Here is a 25622-nt window from a genome sequence, read left to right as displayed (position 1 = left end):
GCCCCAGCAGACATGAAAAAAAGACTCGTCATCCTCATCTCCGGCCGCGGCAGCAATATGGAGGCCATCCTCCGGGCCGCCGCCGACCCTGCCTATCCGGGCCAGGTGGTGGCCGTGATCGCCAACCGGCCCGACGCCAAGGGCCTGGAAACCGCCAAGGCGGCCGGCATCGCCACCGCCGCCCTGGACCACAAGGCCTACCCCAGCCGGGAAGCCTTCGATGCCGCCCTGGCCGAGGCCATCGACGCCCACGCCCCGGACCTGGTGATCCTGGCCGGCTTCATGCGCATCCTCTCCGAAGGCTTCGTGCGCCATTACGAAGGCCGCCTGATCAACATCCATCCCTCCCTGCTGCCCGCCTTCCCCGGCCTCCACACCCACCAGCGGGCCCTGGAGGAAGGCTGCCGGGTGCACGGCTGCACCGTGCATTTCGTCACCCCGGCCCTGGACCACGGCCCCGCCATCGCCCAGGCCGTGGTGCCGGTGCTGGAAGGGGACGACGAGCACAGTCTGGCGGCCCGGGTCCTGGTGCAGGAACACCAGGTCTATCCCGCCGCCGTGGCCTGGTTCTGCCAGGGCCGCCTGCGCCTGGAACAGGGCCGGGTGCTGCTGGCCGACAACCCCATGGCCGCCGCCAGCGCCCTCATTTCCCCCCCGGCCCGGAGCTGATCCCTGAAGCGTTCCATCCCCGTCGCCCTGGCGCTGGCCCTGGCGACCTCCCTCTTCCTCCATCTCGGCGCCCTGGTGCTGCCGGAAGTCGAGCTGCCCGGGCTGGGCGAAGAACCACCCTCGCCGCCCCTGGAAGCCACCCTGACGCCCCAGCGGCGGCCCGAAACACCCCCTGCCCCGGCACCCGCGCCGAAAGCGGCACCCAAGGCCCCCAGGCCCAGCAGGGCCGTCCCGCCTGGGCCGGCAGCCGTGCCTGCCCCCCAGGCCCAGCCGGAGCCGGCGGCCGCCGCCCCGGTGCCGGAAGCCGCGCCGGTGGCCGCTCCCGAGCCGGCCCCGCCGGCGGCCGTGGAGCCCCGGCTGCCGCCCCGGGGCCGCATCCGCTTCGTCGTCATCAAGGGCGAGCAGAATTTCGAAGTGGGCCAGACCATCCACGAATGGCGCATCGCCGACGGCCGCTACCGGCTCACCGGCATCACCGAAACCACCGGCCTGGCGGCCCTCTTCAAGTCGGTCCAGGTGGCCTACGAGAGCCGGGGTAAAATAGGCCCGGCTGGACTGCAGCCGGAAACCTTCGTCGCCCGCAAGAACGGCAGCGAGACCGGCGACCGGGCCGACTTCGACTGGAACGCCGGCAGCGTCGTCCAGGGCAGGGAGCAGCGACGCCAGACCCTGCCCCCCGGCGCCCAGGACTTCATCAGCTTCTACTACGCCTTCGGCTACCTGCCCCAGGTGGGCGCCACGGTGGATCTGCCGGTGAGCACCGGGCGCAAGCTGGACACGATCCGCTTCACCCGGGTCGGCGAGGAAGTCCTGGAACTGGCCTTCGGCAGCGTGCCGACCCTGCACCTGCGGGCCAGCGGCGACACTACCACCGAAGTGTGGCTGGCCACGGACCGCCTGCTGCTGCCGGTGAAGATCCGCCACATCGACAAGAAGGGCGAACGTTTCGACCAGATCGCCACCGAACTCCAGGTCGGCAGCGAATAGACGCCGCCCGCCGGGGCTCCGGCCCCACCGATTTTCCGCGCCCTCCGGGGCCAACGTTTTTTTGAAGACCGCCATGACCCACGCACCCGCTCCCGCCCTGTTCCAGCACGCCATCGCCGCCCTCACCGAGGTGCTGCGCCTGAACCACCCGGCGGACGCGGCCCTCTCCCGCTACTTCCGCGAGCACAAGCAGCTGGGCCACCGGGACCGGGGCTTCGTGGCCGAGGCCGTGTTCGCCATCCTGCGCCACAAGCGCAGCCTGGAAGCCCTGGTACTGCCCCAGGTGAACGCCCGCCGCCTGCTGCTGGCCCACCTGGCCTGCCACCAGGGCCTGGACGCCAAGGCCCTGGAAGCCCTGCTGCGCCACGGCGAAGCCGAGCTGGTGGAACACCTGCAACAGCGCTGGGCCGCCATCGGCCGCGGCGAAGACCATTTCGACCCCAGCGGCCCCCTGGGCCTGAGCGCCCCGGCCATTGCCCTGGACCTGCCGGACTGGCTCTACCAGCGCCTGCTGGCCCAGTACGGCGCCGAGGAGACCCAGGCCCTGGTGGCCGCCCTCAACCGGCCGGCCCCCCTGGACCTGCGGGTCAACAGCCTGAAGGCGGAACGCAACGCCGTCGCCGCCCAGCTGGCCAAGGACGGCATCGCCGCCACTCCCACCCCCTATTCGCCCCTGGGCCTGCGCCTGGCCGGCAAGCCCGCCCTTTCCCGCAACCCCCTGTTCATGGACGGTGCGGTGGAAGTGCAGGACGAGGGCAGCCAGCTGCTGGGCCTGCTGCTGGCGCCCAAGCGGGGCGAGATGGTGGCCGACTTCTGCGCCGGCGCCGGCGGCAAGACCCTGCTGCTGGGCGCCCTGATGCGCTCCACCGGCCGCCTCTACGCCTTCGACGTGTCGGAGAAGCGCCTCAACAACCTGAAGCCGCGCTTGGCCCGCTCCGGCCTGTCCAACGTGCACCCGGTGCGCATCGAGAGCGAGAACGACGCCCGCATCAAGCGCCTGGCCGGCAAGCTGGACCGGGTCCTGGTGGATGCGCCCTGCTCCGGCCTGGGCACCCTGCGCCGCAATCCGGACCTGAAGTGGCGCCAGGACGAAAAGTCCGTCGCCGAGCTGAACGCCAAGCAGACCGCCATCCTCAATTCCGCCGCCCGCCTGGTGAAGGCCGGGGGCCGCCTGGTGTACGCCACCTGCAGCCTGCTGCAGGAAGAGAACGGCGCCGTCGCCGACGCCTTCCTCGCCGCCCACCCGGACTTCGTCGCCGTGCCGGTGGCCGACATCCTGGCCGCCCAGGGCATCGAGCTGCCGGGGCTGGAGGCCATGCCCGCCGGCCGTCTGGCCCTGCTGCCCCACCGCCACGACAGCGACGCCTTCTTCGCCGCCGTCTTCGAACGTCAAGCCAAGTAAGCCTGCGCCATGGAAACCCTGCCCCAGCTATTCACCGACCTGTGGGACGACCTGCAGAATCCCCGCATTTTCTGGCAGATGGCCGTGCTCCTCGGCTGCATCGGCATCGCCTTCTTCGCCTCGCGCCAGGTGCGCAACCGCATTCAGACGACGCCGGAGCGCTGGCACGCGGGCCGCAGCGGGGTCAAGCGCCTGCTCTTCCCCCTGCTGGCGGCGGGCCTGGTGGTGCTGGCACGGGCCCTGCTCAAGCCCCACATGCACGTCAACCTGCTGACCCTGGCCGTGCCCCTGATGCTGTCCCTGGCCGGCATCCGGCTGATGGTCTACATCCTGCGCCAGGCCTTCGCCCCCTCGGGCTGGCTGGCCGCATCCGAGCGGGTCATCGCCACCCTGGTGTGGCTGGCCGCAGCCCTGCACATCACCGGCCTGGACCTGCCGGTGATCGACGCCATGGAGCAGGTGCAGTTCGCCGTGGGCAAGCAGCGCCTCGACCTGTGGATGATCCTGCACGGCCTGGTCACCATTTTCGTCACCGTGCTGGGCGCCCTGTGGCTGGCCGGCCTGGCGGAGGCCCGGCTGATGGGGGCGCAGAAGCTGGATTCCAACGTGCGGGCGGTGCTGGCCCGCATCATCAAGGCCCTGCTGACCCTGGTGGCGGTGCTCATCAGCCTGTCCCTGGTGGGCATCGACATCACCACCCTCTCGGTCTTCGGCGGCGCCCTCGGCGTCGGCCTCGGTTTCGGCCTGCAGAAGATCGCCAGCAACTACATCTCCGGCTTCATCATCCTGCTCGACCGCTCCATCCGCCTGGGCGACTTCATCGCCATCGACGCCGCCACCAGCGGCGTGGTGACCCAGATCACCACCCGCTACACGGTGCTGCGGGGCCTGGCCGGCACCGAGTACCTGATCCCCAACGAGCAGTTCGTCGCCAACGTGGTGCAGAACCAGTCCTACACGGACACCCAGGTATTCCTCAAGACCGCCGTCCAGGTCGGCTACAACAGCGATGTGGAGCGGGCCATGGCGGTGCTGGTGGAGGCGGCTGCAGCCCATCCCCGGGTACTGCAGGAGCGGGCGCCCCGGGCCTACCTGACCGGCTTTGCCGACAGCGGCATCAACCTGGAGGTGGGCTTCTGGATCGAAGACCCGGAGGAAGGTTCCGGCGCCCTGCGCTCGGACATCAACCTGGAGATCTGGAAGCGCTTCAAGGCCGAAGGCATCGAAATCCCCTTCCCCCAGCGGGAGGTGCGGATGCTCGGCGAGGCCCCTACGGCAGCGGCCGAGAGTGCCGCCAGGTTATAAGAAAAGACCGAAATATTCTGTTTTGGCGGGGGAAACTCCGCCGCTGCGGTTGTTATACTCCGGGCCAAATCTGGACTGCTTATATCTGGACGGCCTTCGTCTAGCCAAGGAGATGCCATGCCCTTTGCGCGCCACCTGATGTCACGCCTTTCCCTGCTCGCCGTCCTTGCCGCCGGCCTGGGCAGCACCGCGGCCTTTGCCGCCGACCCCAACCTGGCCCGCAATCTGGCCGCCACCTGCGCCAACTGCCACGGCACCGACGGCCATGCCCAGCCCGGCGCCATGGACGTGCTGGCCGGCCAGGACAAGGGCGTGCTGCTGCAGAAGCTGAACGGCTTCCGCGACGGCAGCCGGCCGGCCACCATCATGCACCAGATCGCCAAGGGCTATACCCCGGAGCAGCTGGACCTGATCACCACCTATCTGGCAGCCCAGAAACGGGAGGGCAAGTAATGACCATGCAACGCCGGGATTTCCTCAAGGCCGCGGGCATCGTCTCCGCCGCTTCCGTCACCGCCTCCCTGACCGGCTGCGCCAGCGCCCCGGTTCCCCGCAAGCAGGCTGCCGGCCACGTGGTGGTGGTGGGCGGCGGCTACGGCGGCGCAACGGTGGCCAAGTACCTGCGCAAGTGGAGCGAGGGCGGCGTCCGCGTCACCCTGGTGGAGCGTAACCCCACTTTTATCTCCTGCCCCATTTCCAACCTCATCCTCTCCGGCGACAAGACCCTGGACGACATCACCGTCTCCTACGACGGCCTGAAGAACCGCTGGGGCGTCAAGGTGATCCAGGACGAAGCCGTGGCGGTGGACCCGGTCAAGCGCACCCTGCGCCTGGCCCAGGGCGGCAGCCTCAGCTACGACCGCCTGGTGCTCTCCCCCGGCGTCGATTTCCTGTGGTCCCTGGTGCCGGCCCTGGACGCCAAGGAATCCCAGGAGAAGATCCTCCACGCCTGGAAGGCCGGCCCCCAGACCGTGGCCCTGCGCAAGCAGCTGGAATCCATGAAGGACGGCGGCGTCTTCGCCATCACCATTCCCAAGGCGCCCTACCGCTGCCCGCCCGGCCCCTACGAGCGGGCTTCGGTGGTGGCCAGCTACTTCAAGGCCCACAAGCCCAAGTCCAAGGTGCTGATCCTGGACGCCAACGAGGACGTGATCTCCAAGAAGGGCCTGTTCACCAAGGCCTGGAGCGAGCTGTACCCGAATATCGTCGAATACCGGCCCAACCACGAGCTGATCGACGTGGACGTGACCAACACCACCGCCCTCTTCGAATTCGACAAGGTGCGGGCCGACGTGCTCAACGTGGTGCCGCCCCAGCGGGCCGGCGCCATCGCCAGCGCCGCCGGGCTGAAGCTGGTGAACAACCGCTGGGTCGATGTGGACTGGCTGAGCCTGGAATCCACCAACACCCCGGGCATCCACGTTCTGGGCGACGCCATTTTCCCGGCGCCGACCATGCCCAAGTCCGGCCACATGGCCAACCAGCATGCCAAGCTGGCTGCCGCCGCCATCCTCAACCTGCTGGCCGGCGAGGCGCCCAATCCCAATCCGGTGGTGATGAACACCTGCTACAGCTTCCTCAGCTCCACGGAAGCCTGCCACGTGGCCTCCATCCACCAGTACGACGCCGAGAAAAAGACGGTGCTGCCGGTGCCCGGCTCCGGCGGCGTCTCCGCCGTGCGCAGCGTCGCCGAGGCCCAGTTCGCCCTGGGCTGGGCCAAGAACATCTGGGCCGACGCCCTGGCCTAGAACAAAAAAGCAGCACTGCCGGGAGGCAGGCAGGACGGCCATCTCCGCCATGGCATGGCCAACAGGCCCGTCCTGCCTGCCTCCCGGGCCTACCGCCTGCAGCCGAATAAAAAGGCCGCGCCTCCTTGCGGAAGCGCGGCCTTTTCTCATTGCACAGGGCGCCGAGCGGCGCCGGGATCAGCCCTTGCCGGTGCTGCCGAAACCGCCGGCCCCCCGGTCGCTGGCGGCAAACTCGTCCACCAGGTTGAACTGCACCTGCAGCACCGGCACCACCACCAGCTGGGCGATGCGGTCCAGGGGATTGATGGTGAAAGCTTCCTTGCCCCGGTTCCAGGTGGAAACCATGATTTCGCCCTGGTAGTCGGAGTCGATCAGGCCCACCAGGTTGCCGAGGACGATGCCGTGCTTGTGGCCCAGGCCGGAGCGGGGCAGGATCATGGCGGCCATGCCCGGGTCGTTGAGGTGGATGGCGATGCCGGTGGGAATCAGCTGGGTTTCGCCCGGATGCAGCTTCACCGGGGCCTCGATGCAGGCCCGCAGGTCCAGCCCGGCAGAACCGGGGGTGGCGTACTGGGGCGGGGTTTCGTGCAGGCGGGGGTCCAGCAGTTTGACGTCGACGGGATGCATTGTTTCTCCAGATAAAATCAGTGGGGCAGACGCTCGGCAATGGCGGCGACGATGCTGCGGGCCACCTCGGTCTTGCTGGCGGTGGCCAGGGGATGGGCGCCGGCGGCATCGAACAGGACCACGGTGTTGTCCTCGCCGCCGAAGCCGTCGCTGATCAGGTTGCCCACCACCAGGGGCAGTTTCTTGTTGACGCGCTTGCCCTCGGCGTAGGTGGCCAGGTCGTGGCTCTCGGCGGCAAAACCGACGCAGAAGGGCGGCCGCGGCAGGGCCGCCACTTCGGCCAGGATGTCCGGGTTCTTCACCAGCTCCACCGTCATCGCGGCGGCGTTCTTCTTGATCTTCTGGGCGGACGGGGCGGCCGGCCGGTAGTCGGCCACGGCGGCAACGCCGATGAAGACGTCGCTCTCCCCGGCCCGGGCCAGCACTTCCCGCTGCATCTCCAGGGCGGCGCTCACCTCGACCCGCAGCACGCCCCGGGGGCAGGCCAGCCCGGTGGGGCCGGAGACCAGGGTGACGGCGGCGCCGGCCTGGGCACAGGCCCGGGCCAGGGCGTAGCCCATCTTGCCGCTCGAAAGATTGGTGATGCCCCGCACCGGGTCCAGGGCCTCGAAGGTGGGGCCGGCGGTGAGCAGCACCCGCTTGCCGGCCAGGGGCTTGGCCTGGAAGAAGGCGATCAGGTCCTCGACGATTTCCGCCGGCTCCAGCATGCGCCCGGCGCCGACCTCGCCGCAGGCCTGGTCGCCGCAGGCGGGGCCCAGCAGGGTGATGCCGTCCGCCGCCAGGGTGGCGGCGTTGCGTTGGGTGGCCGGGTTTTCCCACATCTGCCGGTTCATGGCCGGGGCCACCAGCAGGGGGCAATCCCGGGCCAGCACCAGGGTGGTGAGCAGGTCGTCGGCCTGGCCGTGGGCCACCTTGGCCAGGAAATCGGCGGAGGCCGGCGCCACCAGCACCGCGTCCGCCTCCCGGGAGAGATCGATGTGGGCCATGTTGTTGGCCATGCGCGCATCCCACTGGTCGGTGAACACCGGCTGGCCGGACAGGGCCTGGAAGGTCACCGCACCGACGAAATGGGTGGCCGCCTCGGTCATGGCCACCTGCACCGTGGCCCCCTGCTTCTGCAGCAGGCGGGTCAGCTCGGCCGCCTTGTAGGCGGCGATGCCGCCGGTGACGCCGAGGAGTATTTTCTTGCCCAACAATTCCATTGTCGTAATCGCTAGAATGGCTGATCCGCCCGATTCTACTTGAGATCATGGCAATCACCGACTGGCCCGAAGACGAACGCCCCCGGGAGCGGCTGCTGAAGCAGGGCGCCACCGCCCTCTCCGATGCGGAACTGCTGGCCGTCTTCCTGCGGGTCGGGGTGCGGGGCCAGAGCGCGGTGGACATGGCGCGCAGCCTGCTGCAGCGTTTCGGCAGCCTGACCCGGCTGTTTGCCGCCACGGCGGAGGAGATCGGCGCCGTGCCCGGCATGGGCAGCGCCAAGTACGCCCAGATCCAGGCCGTCCTGGAAATGTCCCGGCGCGCCCTGCGGGAGGAAATGGAGCGGCCCCATGCCTTCAATTCCCCGGGTGCGGTGCGCGACTACCTGCGGGCCCGGCTGGGCGGCGAGCCGCGGGAGGTGTTCCTGGCCCTGTGGCTGGACGCCCAGAACCGCCTCATCGCCGCCGAGGAACTGTTCCGCGGCACCCTGACCCAGACGGCGGTCTATCCCCGGGAAGTGGTGAAGACGGCCCTGGCCCGCAATGCGGCGGCCGTCATCTTCGCCCACAACCACCCCTCCGGCGTCGCCGAGCCCTCCCGGGCCGACGAACAGCTCACCGCCGCCCTCAGGCAGAGCCTGGCCCTGGTGGAGGTGCGGGTGCTGGACCATTTCGTCGTCGCCGGCAACGCCCAGCCCCTTTCTTTTTCCGAGCGGGGCTTGCTCTGATCTATATCAATAGTAAGAGGGGGTCTGTGGTTATACTGCGCGCTGACCAGATAACAACAATTCCCAATTGCAATGAAAGAACAGCGCCAATATGACCGGTACCCAGCCCGGTGGTCGTGCATGATCGTCCTCGACAGCGAGCCGGACCGGGTCTATCACGGCCGTACCCACGACGTTTCCCAGGCCGGCGCTGCCGTACTGACGGACCACAACCTGCACACCTCCAGCCAGTTCACCATGCGGCTGTCCGTGCCCCCCACCCACTCCCACGAACGCCCGCTGGTGCTGGAATTCCGCTGCCGCATGGCCTATTCGGTGCACTCCGACCGTCACTGCTGCTTCCGGCATGGGGTACAATTCGTCGGCTTCACGGGCGCAGCCAAGGTTCAGCTGCAACGTGTACTCGCCCAGCATTTTTTACCCGGGACGGAAAGGTACGCCGGATAAGGCTTTCCGGCCTTTTTGCCGCCCCGGGCAAAAGGAAAACGCAAAAGAGGCTTGATATTATTCAGGCAGTTGCGTTACAATCGCGGGCTTTCCTTCCAAGTTTTCTGGAGCAAATCATGGCGCGTGTCTGCCAAGTGACGGGCAAGGCCCCGATGGTCGGGAACAACGTTTCCCATGCCAACAACAAAACCAAGCGCCGCTTCCTGCCGAATCTGCAGTATCGTCGCTTCTGGGTTGAGAGCGAAAACCGCTTCATCCGGCTGCGTGTTTCCAACGCCGGTCTGCGGTTGATCGACAAGAAGGGTATCGACGAGGTCCTGGTGGATCTGCGTGCCCGCGGCGAAGTGTAATAAGCGTTTCACGGTCTAAGGAGCTGCGACATGCGTGAAAAGATCAAGCTGGAGTCCACTGCTGGGACCGGCCATTTCTACACCACCACCAAGAACAAGCGTACCAAGCCGGAAAAGATCGAGATCAAGAAGTACGATCCCAAGGTCCGCAAGCACGTGATCTACAAAGAAACCAAGCTGAAGTAAGCCCCCCCAAAGGCTTGGCTACCGGAAAACCCGCCCTTGTGGCGGGTTTTTCTTTGGGCCTTCGCCCCGGAGCGCCGCCGCAGATGGGCACCCGTTCTTTGCCCCCCCTCCCCGCTTTGCAGCCGGATTCGGGGCGGAAACGGCACCTTGCCCCCAACGCCATCAGCCTCCCCGCCGCAAACAGCCGCCGCAAACGAAAGCCGCAAACGAAAGCCGCAAACGAAAGCCGCAAACGAAAGCCGCAAACGAAAGCCGCAAACGAAAGCCGCAAACGAAAGCCGCAAACGAAAGCCGCAAACGAAAGCCGCAAACAAAAAGCCCGCCGAAGCGGGCTTTTTGTTTGCGACAGGAAACGGCCTGCGATCAGCGACGGCGGCCGATGACCAGCAGGCTGACCAGCACCCCGGCAAAGCAGAGCACGGACCAGTTGGCCATGGAAAGCTGCAGGAAGGTCCAGTCCCGGGCCGAACAGAAGCCGGTGGCCATGAACAGGGACGGGTACTGCATGCCCAGCCAGTCCACCAGGCGCTCGATAAGGCTGGGATCGCCGTAGGCGCACTCCAGGGCCGGGTCGGCCACCCATTGCAGCCAGGTCTGGTACAGGGCCGTGGCCATGCCGCCGACGGCGGTGACGCCGATCAGGCCGAGCCACAGCCAGCGCAGCCGGGGCAACAATGCCCCGCCCAGGGCCAGGGCGGCCACCAGCAGGTAGAGCACACGCTGGAAAATGCACAGGGGACAGGGCTGCAGGCGGTCAAACTCCTGGATTACCAGGCCGGCGGAGACCAGGGCGACGCAGCCCACAGCGAGAAGCAGATAGCCGGGACGTCCGGCCAGACGGTTGAGCAGGGACATAGGGGATCGGACTTTCCTGAAGAAAAGGGCACCCCGCAGGGCGCCCCGTCATTGTGCCAGCGTTGGCCGCTCCGGCTCAAATGGCGTAGCGGCGCAGACGCAGGGACATCTCTTCCAGCTGGCGGATGCCGCTGCTTTCGGCCCGGCGGCACCAGTCCTGCAGGTGGGCCAGCAACTGCTCCCGGCTGGCGTTGGTGCGCTCCCACACCGCGCTCAACTCCTCCCGCATGGCCACCAGGGTCTGCAACGGGCCGCTGCCCTGGACCAGGGCGTCGAAGCGCTGACGCAGTTCCGCCGGCATCCGTCCCAGGTCGCCGGCCAGCCAGCGCCGCGCGTCCCGGGCCCGCTTGAACTCCACCGCATCGAGACGCCCACGGAGGGCCCGCAACTCGGCCTCGTAGGCCTGGCGCAGGGATTTGGCGTAACGGGTCATGAGATCGTAACGGTGGGTGATGAGAGCCTGCAGGGTATGGTCGTCCACCTGGGGCCGCAGGGAACGCAGCCGGGGCCGGGGCGCCACCTTCTTCACCCGGGCCAGGCCCAGGGCGCTCATCAGGCGGATGTAGCCCCAGCCGATGTCCACCTCGTACCACTTGGCGGAGAAGCGGGCGGAAGTGGCGAAGGCATGGTGGTTGTTGTGCAGTTCCTCGCCGCCGATGACCAGCCCCAGGGGCCAGAGATTGGTGGAGGCGTCGGCGCAGGCGAAGTTGCGGTAGCCCCAGAAGTGGGCCAGGCCATTGACCACCCCCGCCGCCCAGAAGGGAATCCAGGCCATCTGCACCGCCCACACGGTGATGCCGGCGGCGCCGAAGAGCAGCACGTCCAGCACCAGCATGAGGGCCACGCCGAGCACCGGATGCCGGGCATAGACGTGGCCCTCCAGCCAGTCGTCCGGTGTGCCGTGACCGTAGCGGGCCAGGGTTTCGGCATTGGCGGCCTCGGCCCGGTACAGTTCGGCGCCTTCGGAGAGGACCTTCCACAGGCCCTTCACCTGGGGACTATGGGGATCCTCGGCGGTTTCGCACTTGGCGTGGTGCTTGCGGTGGATGGCAGTCCATTCCTTGGTCACCATGCCGGTGGTCAACCACAGCCAGAAACGGAAAAAATGGGAAGGCAGGGCCCCCAGATCCAGGGCCCGGTGGGCCTGGTGGCGGTGCAGGAAGACGGTGACGGCGACGATGGTCACATGGGTCATGCCCAAGGCGGCCAGCAGCACGCCCCACCAGGGCAGGTCGAGGGCGCCGGAACGGAGAAAGGCTAGGAGGGACGACAGGATATCGGCAAAGGCCATGGTTGGAACTACCCCTTGAAAAGGATGAATGACGCCAAGCGCCTGATTCGCAGCCATTTCCATGGCGCAGCGCAACAACCAGGCGACGGGGCATTTGTTACACTGCCCCGACAAAAACAAGCAGTACACAATGAGGAGGAGACCTCTTGTCCCCGCAACACCCAAATGAGGACGTCAGCGATGAAGACCAGCTGCGGCGTCTGCTTGCCCTGCTGGCCCATTGCCATGCCGCCGCCGGTGCAGCCGGCAGCGAAGCGGACCTGGCGGCCCGCATCTGCGACAGTCTGACCGGCTGCGGCGGCTACAGCCTGGCCTGCGTCGGTCTGCTGGAAAACGGCAGCCACCGGCTGGTGGCAGCCCGCCTCGGCGCCGATGCGGCAGCCGACGCCATGCTCCCGTCAGACTGGCAGGACCTGGATCGGTTCCCCCAGTTTTCGGCGTTTGCCGGCTCCCTGTCCCTGCCCCTGGAAGCCGGAGGCAAGGCCCTGGGCCGGCTGCGCATCTATGCCGCCGCCCGCGCCCTGTTTTCGCCGGAGGAACACCAACTGCTGCGGGACATCGCCACCCTGCTGGCCCTGGCCCTGGCGGTGCGCCGCTGCACCAGCGAGGCCGAAGCCGCCGCCCGCCAGGACGCCGGCGAGGCCCTGCGGCTGCGGGACCGGGCCGTGGAGTCCTCCAGCAACGGCATCATGATCACTTCCGCCACCCAGCTGGACCACCCCATCACCTATGTGAACCCGGCCTTCGAGCGCATCACCGGCTACAGCGCTGCCGAAGTGCAGGGGCGCAACGGCCGCTTCCTGGTGCGGGACGACCTGCAGCAGAAAGGCCTCAACGAAATCCGCGCTGCCCTGCGGGACCGGCGCGAGGGCCACGCCATCCTGCGCAACTACCGCAAGGACGGCAGCCTGTTCTGGAACGAACTGCACCTGGCACCGGTGCTGGACGAGTCGGGCCAGAGCACCACCCATTTCGTCTCCGTCATCAACGACGTCTCCGACCGCATCCATTACCAGGAACAGCTGGAATACCAAGCCACCCACGACGTCCTCACCGGTCTGGCCAATCGCAGCCTGCTGGCCGACCGCATCAGCCAGGCCATCGCCCTGGCGCGCCGGGACAGGCGCCTGGTGGGCGTCATGCTGCTCGACCTGGACCGCTTCAAGGTGATCAACGACGGCCTCGGCCACGCCCCGGCCGACAAACTGCTGAAGACCGTGGCCGAGCGCCTGCAGACGGCCGTGCGCGACACCGACACGGTGGCCCGCCTGGGGGGCGACGAGTTCGTCATCGTCGTCGGCGACATCCTGGATGCGGACGACGTGGCCGTGGTGGCCGGCAAGATTCAGCGGGCCCTGGCCCAGCCCTTGTTCGTCGAGGGCAAGGAGCTGTTCGTCACCGCCTCCATCGGCGTCAGCCTGTTCCCCCGGGACGGGGAAACCGGAGACATCCTGCTGCGCAACGCCGACGTGGCCATGTACCGGGTCAAGGAATACGGCCGCAACAACTACCGCTTCTACCTGCCGGAAATGAGCAGCATGGCCCTGGATCGGCTGGACATGGAGGGCAACCTGCGCCGGGCCCTGGAGACCGACGAGTTCCAGGTCTACTACCAGCCCAAGGTGTCCCTGCAGCAGGGCACCATCGTCGGCGCCGAGGCCCTGCTGCGCTGGATGCACCCGCGCATCGGCCAGATCAACCCCAACGAGTTCATTCCCCTGGCCGAGGAATCGGGCCTCATCATTCCCCTGGGGGAAAAGGTCATCGAACTGGTGTGCCGGCAGATCCGTGCCTGGCGCGAGGAAGGCCTGCCGCCCCTGAAGGTGGCCATCAACATCTCCGCCCGCCAGTTCCGCCAGGAAAACCTGGGGGAGACGGTACGCCGGCTGCTGGAGGAATACCAGGTGCCCGGCGAAATGCTGGACATCGAATTGACCGAATCCATGGTCATGCACGACACCGACCACGCCGCCCTGACCCTGCGGGAGCTGAAGGACCTGGGCGTGACCCTGTCCCTGGACGACTTCGGCACCGGCTACTCCAGCCTCTCCTACCTCAAGCGCTTCCCCATCGACTGCCTGAAGATCGACCGCTCCTTCGTACGCGACATCAACTCCAACGCCGACGATGCGGCCATCGCCAGCGCCGTCATCGCCATGGCCCACAGCCTGGGGCTCAATGTGGTGGCCGAAGGCGTGGAAACGGCCGAACAGCTAGCCCTGCTGCGCCAACACGGCTGTGACGAGTTCCAGGGCTACTTCTTCAGTCGGGCCGTGCCCGCCGGCGACTACGCCCTGCTGCTGCGCCAGGGCAAGACCCTGGCCGACGCGGAAGCGGCGCCGGACGGGGACCTGGCATGAGCGGCAAGACCCTGCACTGGGCCCTGGTGGACCGGGAAGCCCTGGCCGAACACCTGCACCCGCGGCAGATCAAGGATTCCCTGGCCACCCCCGCCCTCAGCCTCTATCACTGCAAGGAGAGCGGCCCCGGTGGCCGGGACAGCATCGCCGTCTCCCTGCCCGACGGCCAGTGTCTGCTCATCACCCTGCCCGAGCCCGCTGCCGGCCATCCGGAGCGGCGCAAACGGAGCGGCGCCGCGGGGGCCGCCAACGGCAAGGACACCCAGCCGCCAAAGTCGGGGTAAACTCGCGTTTTCCCCTTCCGCCTGGAGCGTCATGGCCGCCCCCCGCATTCTTCTGGTCGAGGACGACGAGCGCCTCGCCGAGCTGACCGCCGAATACCTGAGCAAGAACGACTTCGAAGTCGCCATCGAACCCCGGGGCGACACGGCCTGCACCCGCATTCCCGCCGACAATCCGGACGTGGTGGTGCTGGACGTGATGCTGCCCGGCAAGGACGGTTTCGAGGTCTGCCGCACCGTGCGCCCCCATTACCAGGGCGTGATCCTCATGCTCACCGCCCGGGACGAGGACATGGACCAGATCCTCGGCCTCGAACTGGGCGCCGACGACTTCATCTCCAAGCCGGTGCAGCCCCGGGTGCTGCTGGCCCGGGTGCGGGCCCTGTTGCGCCGGGCCGGCCCCAGCGAGGGCAGCGAAGGCGGCGGGGCCGGCGACGAGCTGGTGTTCGGCCGTTTCCGCATCAACCAGGCCACCCGCAGCGCCGAACTGGGCGATGCGGCCATCGACCTGACCACCGCCGAATTCGACCTGCTCTGGCTGCTGGCCTGCCACGCCGGCACCGTGCTGTCCCGGGACGACCTGCTGCAGCGCCTGCGGGGCATCGGCTTCGACGGCCTGGACCGCTCCATCGACGCCCGCATCTCCCGCCTGCGCAAGAAGCTGGGGGACGACCCGGACAATCCGGCCCGCATCAAGACCGTGCGCGGCAAGGGCTACCTGTTCTCCCGGCATGACTGGAATTGACCCCCGCCGCCTGCCGGAGCAGGAGGTAGAAGCAGCGCCGGAGGACAACAGCCCGGGCAAGGAACGGCGGGAGTCGGAACAGCGCTTCGCCCGCCTCTCCCGCGCCCGCTACAGCCTGTCCCGGCTGTTCTTCAATTTCTACCTGCTGGCCATGGGCTCCTTCGTCGGCATCGCCATGATCGCCGACTTCGCCATTTCCACGGCCCTGCAGGGCATCACCGACGACTACGCCAAGCGCTTCATGCGCGGCACCATCGTCCTCATCGAGGACGAGCTGCAGCGCTATCCCCGGCACCAGTGGGAAAAGCAGATCAAGGCCCTGGACGAGAAATTCGCCTACCGCCTGGTGCTGGAAGACCTGGACCAGGTGCTCCTGCCGCCCAAGCAAAGGGAAAAGCTGGAACTGGGCGACATCGCCATCGACTCCCACCGGGACATCATGTTCCACCGCATCCGCGGCGGCGACAAAGTGCTGGTGGTGGGCCCCCTTTCCCCTGACCTGAACCCGGAGTACCAGCGCGCCATCCCCCTGGAACTGCGCATCCGGCTGATGACCTGGACCGCCATCGGCCTCGGCTTCGCCGTCCTGGTATGGATCTGGATCCGGCCCATCTGGCGCGACCTGGAATCCCTGCGCCAGACCGCCCGGGCCCTGGGTGAGGGCCGTTTCGAGACCCGCGCCCCGGCGGCCCGCAGCAACCTGTTCGCGCTCCTGGCCGACACCCTCAACGGCATGGCGGAGCGGGTGCAAAAACTCATCGCCGCCCAGCGGGAGCTTTCCAGCGCCATCTCCCATGAACTGCGCACCCCCATCGCCCGCCTCCGCTTCGCCCTGGAAATGGCGGCCGACACGGACTGCCGCGACGAACGCCAGCGCCACTGGAAAACCATGGAAGAGGACCTGGAGGAGCTGGACAACCTGATCGACTCCAGCCTCACCCACGCCCGCTTCGAGCGGGAGCGCCCCACCCTCAACCTCACCTCCATCGCCCTGGTGCCCTGGCTGGAGGAGGAGGTGGACGACCTGCGCATACTGGCCGGACAACTGGCGGTGGAGGTGGACCTGGGCCATCTGCCGCCCAACCTGATGGCCCGCCTGGACCGCAAGTCCATGCCCTACGCCGTGCGCAACCTGCTGCGCAACGCTTTCAAGTACGCCAAGACCCGGGTCCGGGTCAGCGCCGAAGTGCAGGACGGCCAGGTGCAGATCCACGTCGAGGACGACGGCATCGGCGTACCGGCGGACGAACGGGAGCGCATCTTCGACGCCTTCACCCGCCTCGACCGCTCCCGGGACCGCACCAGCGGCGGCTATGGACTCGGCCTGGCCATCGTGCGCCAGGTCATGGAGGCCCACGGCGGCCATGCCAGCGCCGGCGAGTCCAGTCTCGGCGGCGCCCGCTTCACCCTCTCCTGGCCGGGCTGAAAGCCCGTGCCCAGGCGGCCCGGGGCCACTGGCGTTACATTGCGTTACAAACGCTCACGCTAGCGGCCATGACGCCAGGCCGCGTCCTGCCTAGAATGCAGCCCATACCGTGCCGGATGGCTCCACGGCCGTCCGCGGTATGCCCGCTCCACTAGCCCATCTTCAATGCCCCTCCCATCCGTCCCCGACTGCCTGCTGCGCTGCAAACGCCGTTTCAAGGCCACCTTTCCGGCGGCGGAGAGCCTGGGCGTCCTGCTCGGCATCCTGGGCTTCGACCTGGTCACCGAAGGCCGCGCCAACCTGCCCAAGGCCCTGCTGGCCACCGCTCTCTTCGCCATCGCCGTCATGGCCTGGCGCTTCTGGCGGCGGCGCTGAGCGCCCCCCTCCCCGCGCCACTGCCGAACGGCCCCGCCCCCTCGCCTGCCAAGGCTGCACATGGGGCATTACAAACCGTCAAAGTCCCTCACCCCCGGTTACACAACCCTCCTGCAATCGCCACAGACGGCAGCCGGGGGGCTCCCTAGAATGGATTCTGCGTTGACAGCGCATGACTCCCCCAAGTCCCATCCACCTCCCCCCCTTCGGATGGGCACCCTCTCCACCCCACCTCCCCCGGTGGGGTTTTTTTTGCCCGGATTTTCCGCTCCGGGTCTGTCTCCCGCCATACCCCGGGGGCTGTTACAAATGGAGAGGAGGACCGCCACAGACCGTTACACAAGGGCCCAGGAATCGCCACAGACGGCACCGCCGGGCCTGCCTAGAATGCATCCATGCGTTGACAGCGCATGACTCCCCCAAGACCCATCCCCTCCCTCCCTGGATGGGCCTCCTCTCCAACCCCGCCGCTCTCGGCGGGGTCTTTTTTTGTCACGCTGTCACACGCGGTCATCAAAGCGCATGGGCCGTTACCGGTCGCTACAGGGAGGCGACAGACGCAACCCGGGGTCCTGCCTAGAATGACCCCATCGACAACTACAAGGGCCCAGGCCCTCGCCTCCGGGAGAATCCACATGCAAGACAAGACCATGACCGCCAATGCCCGCAAGATCCTGCTGCTTACCGCCAGCGCCTTTTGCCTGTCGTCCGCGGGGGCCTATCTGGCTGCGGAAACCTTCAAGAGCGGCAACGAACGCCGCACCACGGAGCGCACCCAGCAGCGCGGCGACAACGACAGCCGTGCCAGCACCAACCTGGCCCTCGGCCGCTAAGCCCCGATCATTCAAAAAGAAGCCCCGGCCTTCCTCAGGAAGGCCGGGGCTTCTTGTTTGTGGTGCCGAAGAATCAGCGCTTGGTCTGGATCTGGTCGTAGATGGCGCCGTCGGCGAAGTGGGCCTTGGTGGCAGAGGTCCAGCCACCGAACAGCTGGTCGATGGTGAAGAGATTCACCTTGCCGAACTGCTTGGCGTACTTGGCCGCCACCTTGGGATCGATGGGCCGGTAGTAGTTCTGGGCAGCGATTTCCTGGCCGGCCGGGGTGTAGAGGTACTCCAGGTAGGCCTGGGCCTGCTTGCGGGTGCCGTGCTTGTCCACATTCTTGTCCACCACGGCCACCGGGGGCTCGGCCAGGATGGAGAGGGAAGGCGTGACGATGTCGAACTTGTCCGGCCCCAGTTCCTTCACCGCCAGATAGGCCTCGTTTTCCCAGGCGATCAGCACATCGCCCTGACCCCGCTCGACGAAGGTGGTGGTGGAGCCCCGGGCGCCCGTATCCAGCACCAGCACATTCTTGTACAGCCGGGCGACGAAGTCCTTGGCGCTGGCGTCGTTGCCGCCCGGCTGCTTGAGGGCGAAGCCCCAGGCCGCCAGGTAGTTCCAGCGGGCGCCGCCGGAGGTCTTGGGATTGGGGGTGATGACGCCGATACCCGGCTTCACCAGGTCGTTCCAGTCCTTGATGCCCTTGGGATTGCCCTTGCGCACCAGGAAGACGATGGTGGAGGTGTAGGGGGAGGCGTTGTGGGGCAGCTTCTTCTGGTAGTCGGCGGCGAGCAGGCCGCGCTCGGCCAGGGGATCGATGTCGCCGGCCAGGGCCAGGGTCACCACATCGGCCTCCAGGCCGTCGATGACGGAGCGGGCCTGCTTGCCGGAACCGCCGTGGGACTGCTTGATGGTCAGGGTCTCGCCGGTCTTTTCCTTCCAGTGCTTGATGAAGGCGGCGTTGAAGTCCTGGTACAGCTCCCGGGTGGGGTCGTAGGAAACGTTGAGCAGGGTGGCGTCGGCCAGGGCCTGGCCGGCGAAGGCCAGGGACAGGGATGCTGCCAGGGTGGCGATGAGCTTGCGGGGGTGAGCCATGATTTCTCCCAGGAGGTGATATGCGATGGGAGAAGTCTAGGGCGCCCTTTTTATAAGAAGAAATACTGTTTCGTAAATTGGTTATATCTATAAAGGAATATCAGACCCACTCTCCGGATCGACAGCTCCTTTGGCCAGCAGGCCTTCGGCCCGCTCCCGGACCGTTTCCAGGATGTCGATCATGGCCTCCAGCTGGGCCGGGTCCAGCCCCGCCAGCAGTTCGGCCCGCAACTCCTCCACCGTGGCTTCCATGCTCTCCGCCAGCTCCAGACTGGCGGCAGTGAGCACCACCCGTTTGCTGCGCCGATCCCGGGGATCGGACTGGCGCTGCAGCCAGCCCTGCTTTTCCATGCGGTCCAGGAGGCGCACCAGGGTGGGCGCCTCGATCCCCAGGCGCTCCGCCAGGACGGCCTGATTGCAGCCTTCCGGCTGGCGCCGCAGGGCAATCAGGGCGCGCCAGCTGGCCTGGGAAAAGCCCAGGGGCCGCAGGCGCCGGTCCAGGGCCGTGCGCCACAGGGCCGCCGTCTGGTGCAGCAGGACGGAAAATCGCTGCTGGGGCGGGAACGTCGCTTCAGGCTGGCGGTCTGACATATAGTTAGCATGCTAATTATTTGCTGATACAATCATTTTACTCAGCCCCCGCTCCGGAGTCACCGTGTCATTTTCAAGCTCTCCCCGCAGCCTGGAAGCCCTGCAGGCCCGCCATGGCGGACGTTACCCCTGGCTGGTCCTGGCGGCCATGGCCTGCGGCATGGTCACGGCCGTGCTTTCCTCCACCATTTTCAACGTGGCCATTCCCTCCCTCATGGCGGACTTTCACCTGGGCCAGGACCGGGTGCAGTGGGCCGTCACCGGTTACATGGCCGCCATGACCGTGGCCATGCTGCCCACCGCCTGGCTCATCGAGCGCTACAGCTTCCGCCGGGTCTTCCTCGGTGCCGTGCTGCTGATCGGCATCGGCAGCCTGGGCGGCGCCCTGGCCTGGAACTTCCCCTCGGTGGTGGCCATGCGCATTGTCCAGGGCCTGGCCGCCGGCCTGCTGCAGCCCATGAGCACCCTGCTGGTGCTGCGCCTCTTTCCCCTGGAACGCCAGGGCCGGGCCATGGGCATCCTGGGTTTCGGCATCATCCTGGCGCCGGCGGTGGCACCCATTGCCGGCGGCTTCCTGGTGGACCATTTCGGCTGGCGCGCTATTTTCCTCATCACCGTGCCCGGCAGCCTCGCCGCCCTGGCGGCGGGCCACCTGCTGCTGCCTCACAAGCCGGCGGCCCGGGCCGAGCACCCCTTCGACTGGACTGGCCTGTCCCTGCTCACCCTGGCCATCCTCAGCCTGCTGCAGACCGTCGGCGGCCTCCACGCCCACGGCCTGCTGTCGACCCAGAGCGGCGTCGGCGCCCTGGTGGCAGCCGCCGGCATCGCCCTCTTCCTGCGCCACGCCCGCCGGGTGCCCGGGCCGATCCTGGCCCTGGGCCTGTTCAGCGAACGGGCCTTCGCCATGGGCACCCTGGTGTCCTTCATCTTCGGCGTCGGCCTCTATGGTTCCACCTATCTGGTGCCGGTGTTCCTGCAGAGCATCCTCGGCTACAACGCCGCCACGGCGGGCCTGGCCCTGCTCCCCGGCGGCATCGCCCTGGCCCTCATGACCCCGGGAGCCGGCTACCTGGCGGACCGCATCCGGCCCCATCGGCAGACGGCCCTGGGGCTGCTGCTGTTCGCCATCTCCTTCGTGCTGCTGGCGCTGCTGGCCGGCATTTCCCTCGGCCTGCCCCTGCTGCCCACCCTGATGGGCACGGTGGTCATCGGCCGCATCGGCCTGGCCCTGATCCTGCCGGCCCTCAACCTGGGCGCCCTGCGCCCCCTGGCCCAGCGCCTGGTGGGCCAGGGCTCGGCCCTGCTCAATTGCACCCGGCAGCTGGGAGGCACCCTGGGCATCAGCCTGGGTGCCGTCTATGTGGAATGGCGCAGCAACCACCTGGGCCAGCCGGCCGGCAGCGCCCAGGCCTTCGCCGAGGTCTTCGCCCTGGTGGCCCTGGCCTTCTTCCTGGCCCTGGGCGGGGCCCTGGCCATGGGCAAACCGGCCACGGCGGCCACGGCCGCGGGACGCTAAGCCGGCCCGGCGCTGGGGATGGTCAGGGGGCGGACAGGTTCTGTTAAACTTGCCCGTCAGAGTTCGGACCCCGGGGTGGAGGGAGCTGTTGCCGTCCCGGATTGACCGACCCCAATTTCCGTAAGAAGCGCATGACCATTCAACAACTGGGCCGCTACCGTATCGACGGAGTACTCGGCGAGGGAGCCATGGGCGTGGTGTACCGCGCCTTCGATCCCCTGCTGGAACGGGTCGTGGCCATCAAGACCATCAAGTTCGACGCCAGCCTGTCCGAGAAGGAGAGCTTCGAGCGCCGCTTCTTCCGCGAGGCCAAGTCGGTCGCCCGCCTCAGCCACCCGGCCATCGTCACCCTGTACGACGCGGGCAAGGCGGAGGACGTGGCCTACATGGCCATGGAATTCCTCGAAGGCCGGGAACTGCGCCGCTTCATCAGCGAAGCCGGCCCCCTGCCCTACACCCGCATCGCCGACATGATGGCCGCCGTCGCCGACGGCCTGGACTACGCCCACCGCCAGGGCGTGGTGCACCGGGACATCAAGCCGGCCAACCTCATGGTGCTGGCCGACGGCGCCGTGAAAATCACCGATTTCGGCATCGCCCAGCTGCAGACCGGCAGCAAGACCATGACCGGCCACATGCTGGGCACGCCCAAGTACATGGCGCCGGAGCAGATCATGGGCCATCCGGTGGACGGCCGGGCCGACATCTTCTCCCTCGGCGTGGTGCTCTACCAGTGGCTCACCGGCGTCGCCCCCTTCGACGGCGAAACGGTCACCACCATCATGTACCGGGTCATCAACGAAGGCCCGGTGCTGCCCACCCGGCTCATGCCGGAACTGCCGCCGGGCTTCGAGGCCATCCTGGCCAAGGCCCTGGCCAAGTCGCCGGAGGAACGCTACCAGACCGCCGGCGAACTGGCCGCCGACCTGCGCCGCTACGCCGAGCTCGGCTCCCCCGGCCCGGTCCTCGGCCTGGCCGCCCAGGCCCAGCCCCAGCCGCGCATTCCGCCCAGCCCGTCGGAAGATCCGACCATGCTGCTGGCCCACCCGTTCACGGACACCAACCCCCTCAGCCTCTCCCCTGCGCCCCAGGAAGCACCGGCCTCGCCGCCGGCACGCCGCGGCAAGGCGCTGTGGTTGGGCATCGCCGCGGTGGCCATCGCCGGCGGCGCATTCGCCCTGCTGCCCACGGAACGCAGTGCCGGCAACGGCGCCACGCCTGCCCCTGCGGCCAGTACTGCAGCGCCCGAACCCCAGCCCGCCGCCCGGGTGGACCTGGCCATCGCCCCCTGGGGCGAAGTGGTGGTGGACGGCGAACCCAAGGGCATCTCGCCGCCCCTGGAAAGCATCGAGCTGCTGCCGGGCCACCACGAGGTGGAAATCCGCAACGGCCAGTCCGAACCCCATCGCCTGACCCTGGAACTGGGCGCCGGCGACACCTACAAGATCAAGCACAAATTCAAATGAGCACACCTACCGCCATGCGATCCCTCTCCTCCCTGCTGCTTGCCTCCTTGCTGGCCCTGGCCGGTTGCGCCAGCCAGAACACCCCGCCCCCGGCCGCCGAACCGGCGCCCCCGCCCGAAGCGGCCAAGCCGGCCGAACCGGTGAAGACGCCGACCGCGCGCAAGGCCGAGAGCGAACTGGCCCGGGGCATCAGCGCCTACGAAAACGGCGACTACAAGAGCGCCGGCCAGACCCTGCAACAGGCCCTGGACCTGGGCCTGCCCAACCGCATCGACCAGGCCCGGGCCTACAAGCACCTGGCCTTCATCGCCTGCGCCTCCCGCCAGGTGGACAGCTGCAAGGCCAACTTCCGCAAGGGCCTGGCCGCCTACCCCAAGCTCAGCCTGACCAAGGCCGAATCCGGCCACCCCATCTGGGGCCCGGCCTTCCTCGAGGTGAAGGCGGAAAGCACCAGGAAAAAGGCCAAGTAGGCTTTTCCTGCAGACGCAAAAAAGCCGGCGATTGCCGGCTTTTTTGTTGGCATTGTCGGGATCAGCCCAACTTCACTTCAGGCTGAGAATCCATTTGGCCAGGGTGGTGGCGTCGGCCTCGGAAATGGCCGGGTTGGGCGGCATTTCGGCACCGCCCCAGACGCCCTTGCTGCCGCCGCGAATCTTCTTCGCCAGATCGGCTTCGGCGGTTTTCACGCCGGCGTACTTCTGGGCCACGTCCTTGTAGGCAGGGCCCAGGACCTTGGCGGAGACCTGGTGGCAGCCGACGCACAGCTTGGCCTTGGCCAGTTCTTCGGAAGCCTGGGCCAGATTGGCGGACAGGCCGGCGGCCAGGATCAGGCCGGTAACGATGACAGCGGATTTGCTCACTTCTTACCTCCAAGCGGTTTTTTTTATGGGGAAACCATAGCTTGCCCGGACACCGCAGCCCGGGCAAGTCCTGTATGCGGTGAGGCTCAGTTCACCTGGGTCTGGGCCTCGTCGCCCTGGCGGGCGCGGATGTCGCCGATCTGCCACACCTTCTCGCCGGCGGCCTGCAGCAGCTGGATGGCCTGGCGGGCGTGTTCCTGGGCCACCACCACCACCATGCCGATGCCGCAGTTGAAGACCCGGTGCATTTCGTCGTCGCTGACGTTGCCTTCGGCCTGCAGCCAGTCGAACAGCTTGGGACGCTGCCAGGAGGACTTGTCCAGGATGGCCACGGTATTTTCCGGCAGCACCCGGGGCACGTTCTCGGTCAGGCCGCCGCCGGTGATGTGGGCCATGCCCTTGACCGGCAGGGTCTGCAGCAGGGCCAGCAGAGGCTTGACGTAGATGCGGGTGGGGGCCATCACGGCATCGGCCAGGGTGGCCTCGCCGTCGAACTTGGCATTGAAGTCGGCGCCGGAACGCTCGATGATCTTGCGCACCAGGGAGTAGCCGTTGGAGTGGGCGCCGTGGGAGCCCAGGCCCAGCACCACGTCGCCGGGGACGATGGACTTGCCGTCGATGAGCTTGCTCTTTTCGGCGGCGCCGACGGCGAAACCGGCCAGGTCGTATTCACCATCCGGGTACATGCCGGGCATCTCGGCCGTCTCGCCGCCGATGAGGGCGCAGCCGGCCTGTTCGCAGCCGGTGGCGATGCCCTTGATGACGTCGGCCGCCGCATCCACGGAGAGCTTGCCGCAGGCGAAGTAGTCGAGGAAGAAGAGGGGCTCGGCACCCTGCACCAGGATGTCATTGACGCTCATGGCCACCAGGTCGATGCCCACGGTGTCGTGGCGGTTGAGCTGGAAAGCCAGCTTCAGCTTGGTGCCGACGCCGTCGGTACCGGACACCAGCACCGGCTCCTTGTACTTCTTCGGCACTTCGAAAAGGGCGCCGAAGCCGCCGATGCCGGCCAGCACGCCTTCCCGCATGGTCTTCTTGGCGAAAGGCTTGATGCGCTCGACGAGGGCATCGCCGGCGTCGATATCCACGCCGGCGTCACGATAGGAAAGGGAGGTCTTGCTGGTATCTTGGGTCATGGTCGGGAAGGGCCTGGCATCCGGAGTGATAGAATGGGCGCCGGAAAGCTATTGAAAACCCGCATTTTAGCCCAAATGACCGAAGATCGGCCCGACAACCGCACCCAAAGACTGCAGGCCCTGCTCTGGCTCGGCTTTGCCGCGGCCTGCGTCTGGCTGCTGCTCGCCCTTTCCCCCATCCTCACCCCCTTCCTGCTGGCCGCCATCCTGGCCTACATCGGCAATCCGGCCACCGGCTGGCTGGCCCGCCACCGGGTGCCCCGCCCCCTGGCCGCCCTGCTGGTGATCCTGGGCCTGATCGGCGCCCTCACCCTGCTGGCCCTGACCCTGGTACCCCTGCTGCAGAAGGAAGTGGGCCTCATCGCCGAGCGCCTGCCGGCCACCCTGACCCTGCTGCAGACCAAGCTGGACCCCTGGCTGCAGAAGCGCCTGGGCATCGACCTGCCCCTGGACCCGGCCAGTTTCAACGCCCTGGTGCGCAAGAACCAGGATGCGGCCCAGCAGATCCTCGGCCACGTGCTGACCACCCTCGGCAGCAGCGGCCTGGCCCTGGTGGCCTTCGTCGCCAACCTGCTGCTCCTGCCGGTGGTCATGTTCTACCTGCTGAAGGACTGGGACAGCCTCCTGCACCGTATCGAGGACCTCATTCCGCGCCGTTTCCACAACCTGGCCCTGCGTCTGGCCCGGGAAGTGGATGCGGTGCTGGCCGAGTTCCTGCGCGGCCAGCTGGCGGTGATGCTGCTGCTGGCCCTCTACTACAGCCTGGGCCTGTGGCTGGCGGGGCTGGAATTCGCCCTGCCGGTGGGCCTGCTCACCGGCCTGCTCATTTTCATTCCCTACGTCGGTTTCGCCACCGGCCTGCTCCTGGCCCTGGTGGCGGCCCTGCTGCAGTTCCAGGGCCTCGGCCTGGTGCTGGCGGTGGCCATCGTCTATGGCGGCGGCCAGATTCTCGAAAGCGTGGTGCTGACCCCCTGGCTGGTGGGCGAGCGCATCGGCCTGCATCCGGTGGCGGTGATCTTCGCCCTGATGGCCTTCGGCCAGCTGTTCGGCTTCTTCGGCATCCTCATCGCCCTGCCCGCCTCCGCCGCCCTCCTGGTGGGCCTGCGGGAACTGCAGCGGCATTACAAGGCCAGCCCCTTCTACCTCAACTCCTGACCC

Annotated in this window: 28 protein-coding genes; 20 read left to right on the top strand and 8 right to left on the bottom strand. The window is 67.6% G+C overall.

The genetic code is table 11. The annotated features are described in order from the left end of the window. Positions 1-12 precede the first annotated feature (12 nt). From purN to AC3QLZ_RS14545, 6 genes are all read left to right on the top strand, one after another. Positions 13-669 (top strand): phosphoribosylglycinamide formyltransferase, encoded by a 657-nt coding sequence (gene purN / locus AC3QLZ_RS14570; RefSeq protein WP_014236633.1) that lies wholly within the window; start codon positions 13-15, stop codon positions 667-669. A 249-nt stretch (positions 670-918) separates the two neighbouring features. Further along, a complete protein-coding gene (locus AC3QLZ_RS14565) occupies positions 919-1656 on the top strand; it encodes a DUF3108 domain-containing protein (RefSeq protein WP_014236632.1) in 738 nt (245 codons plus the stop codon). A gap of 73 nt (positions 1657-1729) precedes the next feature. Then, a complete protein-coding gene (locus AC3QLZ_RS14560) occupies positions 1730-3058 on the top strand; it encodes an RsmB/NOP family class I SAM-dependent RNA methyltransferase (RefSeq protein ID WP_014236631.1) in 1329 nt (442 codons plus the stop codon). A 9-nt stretch (positions 3059-3067) separates the two neighbouring features. After that, a complete protein-coding gene (locus AC3QLZ_RS14555) occupies positions 3068-4363 on the top strand; it encodes a mechanosensitive ion channel family protein (protein WP_014236630.1) in 1296 nt (431 codons plus the stop codon). Positions 4364-4480: 117 nt separating this feature from the next. Beyond that, a complete protein-coding gene (locus AC3QLZ_RS14550; RefSeq protein WP_014236629.1) occupies positions 4481-4816 on the top strand; it encodes a c-type cytochrome in 336 nt (111 codons plus the stop codon). Further along, complete coding sequence (locus tag AC3QLZ_RS14545) at positions 4816-6111, top strand: FCSD flavin-binding domain-containing protein (protein WP_014236628.1); 1296 nt, start codon at positions 4816-4818, stop codon at positions 6109-6111. Before AC3QLZ_RS14550 ends, AC3QLZ_RS14545 begins: the two co-directional genes overlap by 1 nt. 177 nt (positions 6112-6288) lie before the next feature. Here the strand turns inward: AC3QLZ_RS14545 and dut are convergent, their stop codons facing one another. Further along, positions 6289-6738, bottom strand: a complete 450-nt coding sequence (gene dut, locus AC3QLZ_RS14540) for a dUTP diphosphatase (RefSeq protein ID WP_014236627.1) — start codon at positions 6736-6738, stop codon at positions 6289-6291. Positions 6739-6755: 17 nt separating this feature from the next. Beyond that, a complete protein-coding gene (gene coaBC / locus AC3QLZ_RS14535; protein WP_014236626.1) occupies positions 6756-7940 on the bottom strand; it encodes a bifunctional phosphopantothenoylcysteine decarboxylase/phosphopantothenate--cysteine ligase CoaBC in 1185 nt (394 codons plus the stop codon). A 47-nt stretch (positions 7941-7987) separates the two neighbouring features. Between coaBC and radC the strand changes: the two genes are divergently transcribed. The 4 genes from radC to rpmG all read left to right on the top strand — a co-directional run bounded on the left by radC (position 7988) and on the right by rpmG (position 9648). Beyond that, positions 7988-8665 carry a RadC family protein gene (gene radC / locus AC3QLZ_RS14530; protein WP_014236625.1) on the top strand — a complete coding sequence of 226 codons (678 nt, stop codon included), beginning with the start codon at positions 7988-7990 and terminating at the stop codon, positions 8663-8665. A gap of 120 nt (positions 8666-8785) precedes the next feature. Then, positions 8786-9112 carry a PilZ domain-containing protein gene (locus AC3QLZ_RS14525; protein ID WP_014236624.1) on the top strand — a complete coding sequence of 109 codons (327 nt, stop codon included), beginning with the start codon at positions 8786-8788 and terminating at the stop codon, positions 9110-9112. 116 nt (positions 9113-9228) lie between these two features. Continuing rightward, the gene (rpmB, locus tag AC3QLZ_RS14520; protein ID WP_014236623.1) at positions 9229-9462 is read left to right on the top strand and encodes a 50S ribosomal protein L28; all 234 of its coding nucleotides are present in this window, start codon (positions 9229-9231) and stop codon (positions 9460-9462) included. A gap of 30 nt (positions 9463-9492) precedes the next feature. Then, positions 9493-9648, top strand: a complete 156-nt coding sequence (gene rpmG / locus AC3QLZ_RS14515) for a 50S ribosomal protein L33 (protein WP_014236622.1) — start codon at positions 9493-9495, stop codon at positions 9646-9648. Positions 9649-10011: 363 nt separating this feature from the next. Here rpmG and AC3QLZ_RS14510 read toward each other — a convergent pair whose 3' ends face one another. Together AC3QLZ_RS14510 and AC3QLZ_RS14505 are read right to left on the bottom strand one after the other, a co-directional pair. Next, on the bottom strand, positions 10012-10503 hold the full coding sequence (locus AC3QLZ_RS14510; RefSeq protein ID WP_014236621.1) for a disulfide bond formation protein B: 492 nt from the start codon (positions 10501-10503) through the stop codon (positions 10012-10014). Between the two features lie 76 nt (positions 10504-10579). Next, complete coding sequence (locus AC3QLZ_RS14505; protein WP_014236620.1) at positions 10580-11794, bottom strand: DesA family fatty acid desaturase; 1215 nt, start codon at positions 11792-11794, stop codon at positions 10580-10582. A gap of 146 nt (positions 11795-11940) precedes the next feature. Between AC3QLZ_RS14505 and AC3QLZ_RS14500 the strand changes: the two genes are divergently transcribed. From AC3QLZ_RS14500 to AC3QLZ_RS14475, 6 genes are all read left to right on the top strand, one after another. After that, positions 11941-14154 (top strand): putative bifunctional diguanylate cyclase/phosphodiesterase, encoded by a 2214-nt coding sequence (locus AC3QLZ_RS14500; RefSeq protein WP_014236619.1) that lies wholly within the window; start codon positions 11941-11943, stop codon positions 14152-14154. Further along, positions 14151-14438, top strand: coding sequence for a hypothetical protein (locus AC3QLZ_RS14495; RefSeq protein ID WP_014236618.1), 288 nt, complete (start codon positions 14151-14153; stop codon positions 14436-14438). The genes AC3QLZ_RS14500 and AC3QLZ_RS14495 overlap by 4 nt, the downstream gene beginning before the upstream one ends. A 31-nt stretch (positions 14439-14469) precedes the next feature. Continuing rightward, positions 14470-15180: a winged helix-turn-helix domain-containing protein gene (locus tag AC3QLZ_RS14490; protein ID WP_014236617.1), complete on the top strand. Its 711-nt coding sequence runs from the start codon at positions 14470-14472 to the stop codon at positions 15178-15180. Continuing rightward, positions 15167-16606 (top strand): ATP-binding protein, encoded by a 1440-nt coding sequence (locus AC3QLZ_RS14485; protein ID WP_014236616.1) that lies wholly within the window; start codon positions 15167-15169, stop codon positions 16604-16606. The genes AC3QLZ_RS14490 and AC3QLZ_RS14485 overlap by 14 nt, the downstream gene beginning before the upstream one ends. A 165-nt stretch (positions 16607-16771) precedes the next feature. Then, positions 16772-16981 (top strand): hypothetical protein, encoded by a 210-nt coding sequence (locus AC3QLZ_RS14480; RefSeq protein ID WP_014236615.1) that lies wholly within the window; start codon positions 16772-16774, stop codon positions 16979-16981. 635 nt (positions 16982-17616) lie between these two features. Continuing rightward, positions 17617-17814, top strand: a complete 198-nt coding sequence (locus tag AC3QLZ_RS14475) for a hypothetical protein (RefSeq protein WP_014236614.1) — start codon at positions 17617-17619, stop codon at positions 17812-17814. A 73-nt stretch (positions 17815-17887) separates the two neighbouring features. On the opposite strand, the gene AC3QLZ_RS14470 is transcribed toward AC3QLZ_RS14475, so the two are convergent. Next, complete coding sequence (locus AC3QLZ_RS14470; protein WP_014236613.1) at positions 17888-18895, bottom strand: sulfate ABC transporter substrate-binding protein; 1008 nt, start codon at positions 18893-18895, stop codon at positions 17888-17890. A gap of 87 nt (positions 18896-18982) precedes the next feature. After that, positions 18983-19486, bottom strand: coding sequence for a MarR family winged helix-turn-helix transcriptional regulator (locus AC3QLZ_RS14465; RefSeq protein WP_014236612.1), 504 nt, complete (start codon positions 19484-19486; stop codon positions 18983-18985). A 64-nt stretch (positions 19487-19550) separates the two neighbouring features. Between AC3QLZ_RS14465 and AC3QLZ_RS14460 the strand changes: the two genes are divergently transcribed. The 3 genes from AC3QLZ_RS14460 (at position 19551) to AC3QLZ_RS14450 (ending at position 22938) form a co-directional block, all read left to right on the top strand. Further along, positions 19551-21002: a DHA2 family efflux MFS transporter permease subunit gene (locus tag AC3QLZ_RS14460; protein ID WP_014236611.1), complete on the top strand. Its 1452-nt coding sequence runs from the start codon at positions 19551-19553 to the stop codon at positions 21000-21002. A 131-nt stretch (positions 21003-21133) separates the two neighbouring features. Continuing rightward, complete coding sequence (locus AC3QLZ_RS14455) at positions 21134-22468, top strand: serine/threonine-protein kinase (protein ID WP_014236610.1); 1335 nt, start codon at positions 21134-21136, stop codon at positions 22466-22468. Further along, the gene (locus AC3QLZ_RS14450) at positions 22465-22938 is read left to right on the top strand and encodes a TssQ family T6SS-associated lipoprotein (protein WP_130460098.1); all 474 of its coding nucleotides are present in this window, start codon (positions 22465-22467) and stop codon (positions 22936-22938) included. Before AC3QLZ_RS14455 ends, AC3QLZ_RS14450 begins: the two co-directional genes overlap by 4 nt. Positions 22939-23010: 72 nt before the next feature. Here AC3QLZ_RS14450 and AC3QLZ_RS14445 read toward each other — a convergent pair whose 3' ends face one another. Together AC3QLZ_RS14445 and purM are read right to left on the bottom strand one after the other, a co-directional pair. Further along, on the bottom strand, positions 23011-23328 hold the full coding sequence (locus AC3QLZ_RS14445; RefSeq protein WP_014236608.1) for a c-type cytochrome: 318 nt from the start codon (positions 23326-23328) through the stop codon (positions 23011-23013). A gap of 86 nt (positions 23329-23414) precedes the next feature. Beyond that, positions 23415-24464, bottom strand: coding sequence for a phosphoribosylformylglycinamidine cyclo-ligase (gene purM / locus AC3QLZ_RS14440; protein WP_014236607.1), 1050 nt, complete (start codon positions 24462-24464; stop codon positions 23415-23417). A 75-nt stretch (positions 24465-24539) separates the two neighbouring features. On the opposite strand from purM, the gene AC3QLZ_RS14435 reads away from it, so the two are divergent. After that, positions 24540-25619 (top strand): AI-2E family transporter, encoded by a 1080-nt coding sequence (locus tag AC3QLZ_RS14435; RefSeq protein ID WP_043797916.1) that lies wholly within the window; start codon positions 24540-24542, stop codon positions 25617-25619. Positions 25620-25622: the final 3 nt, after the last annotated feature.

This window comes from Azospira sp. MPR-LB4 (assembly GCF_058809525.1).
The sequence above is the reverse complement of the archived record's forward strand: the minus strand, read 5'-3'. Positions and strand labels throughout refer to the sequence as shown.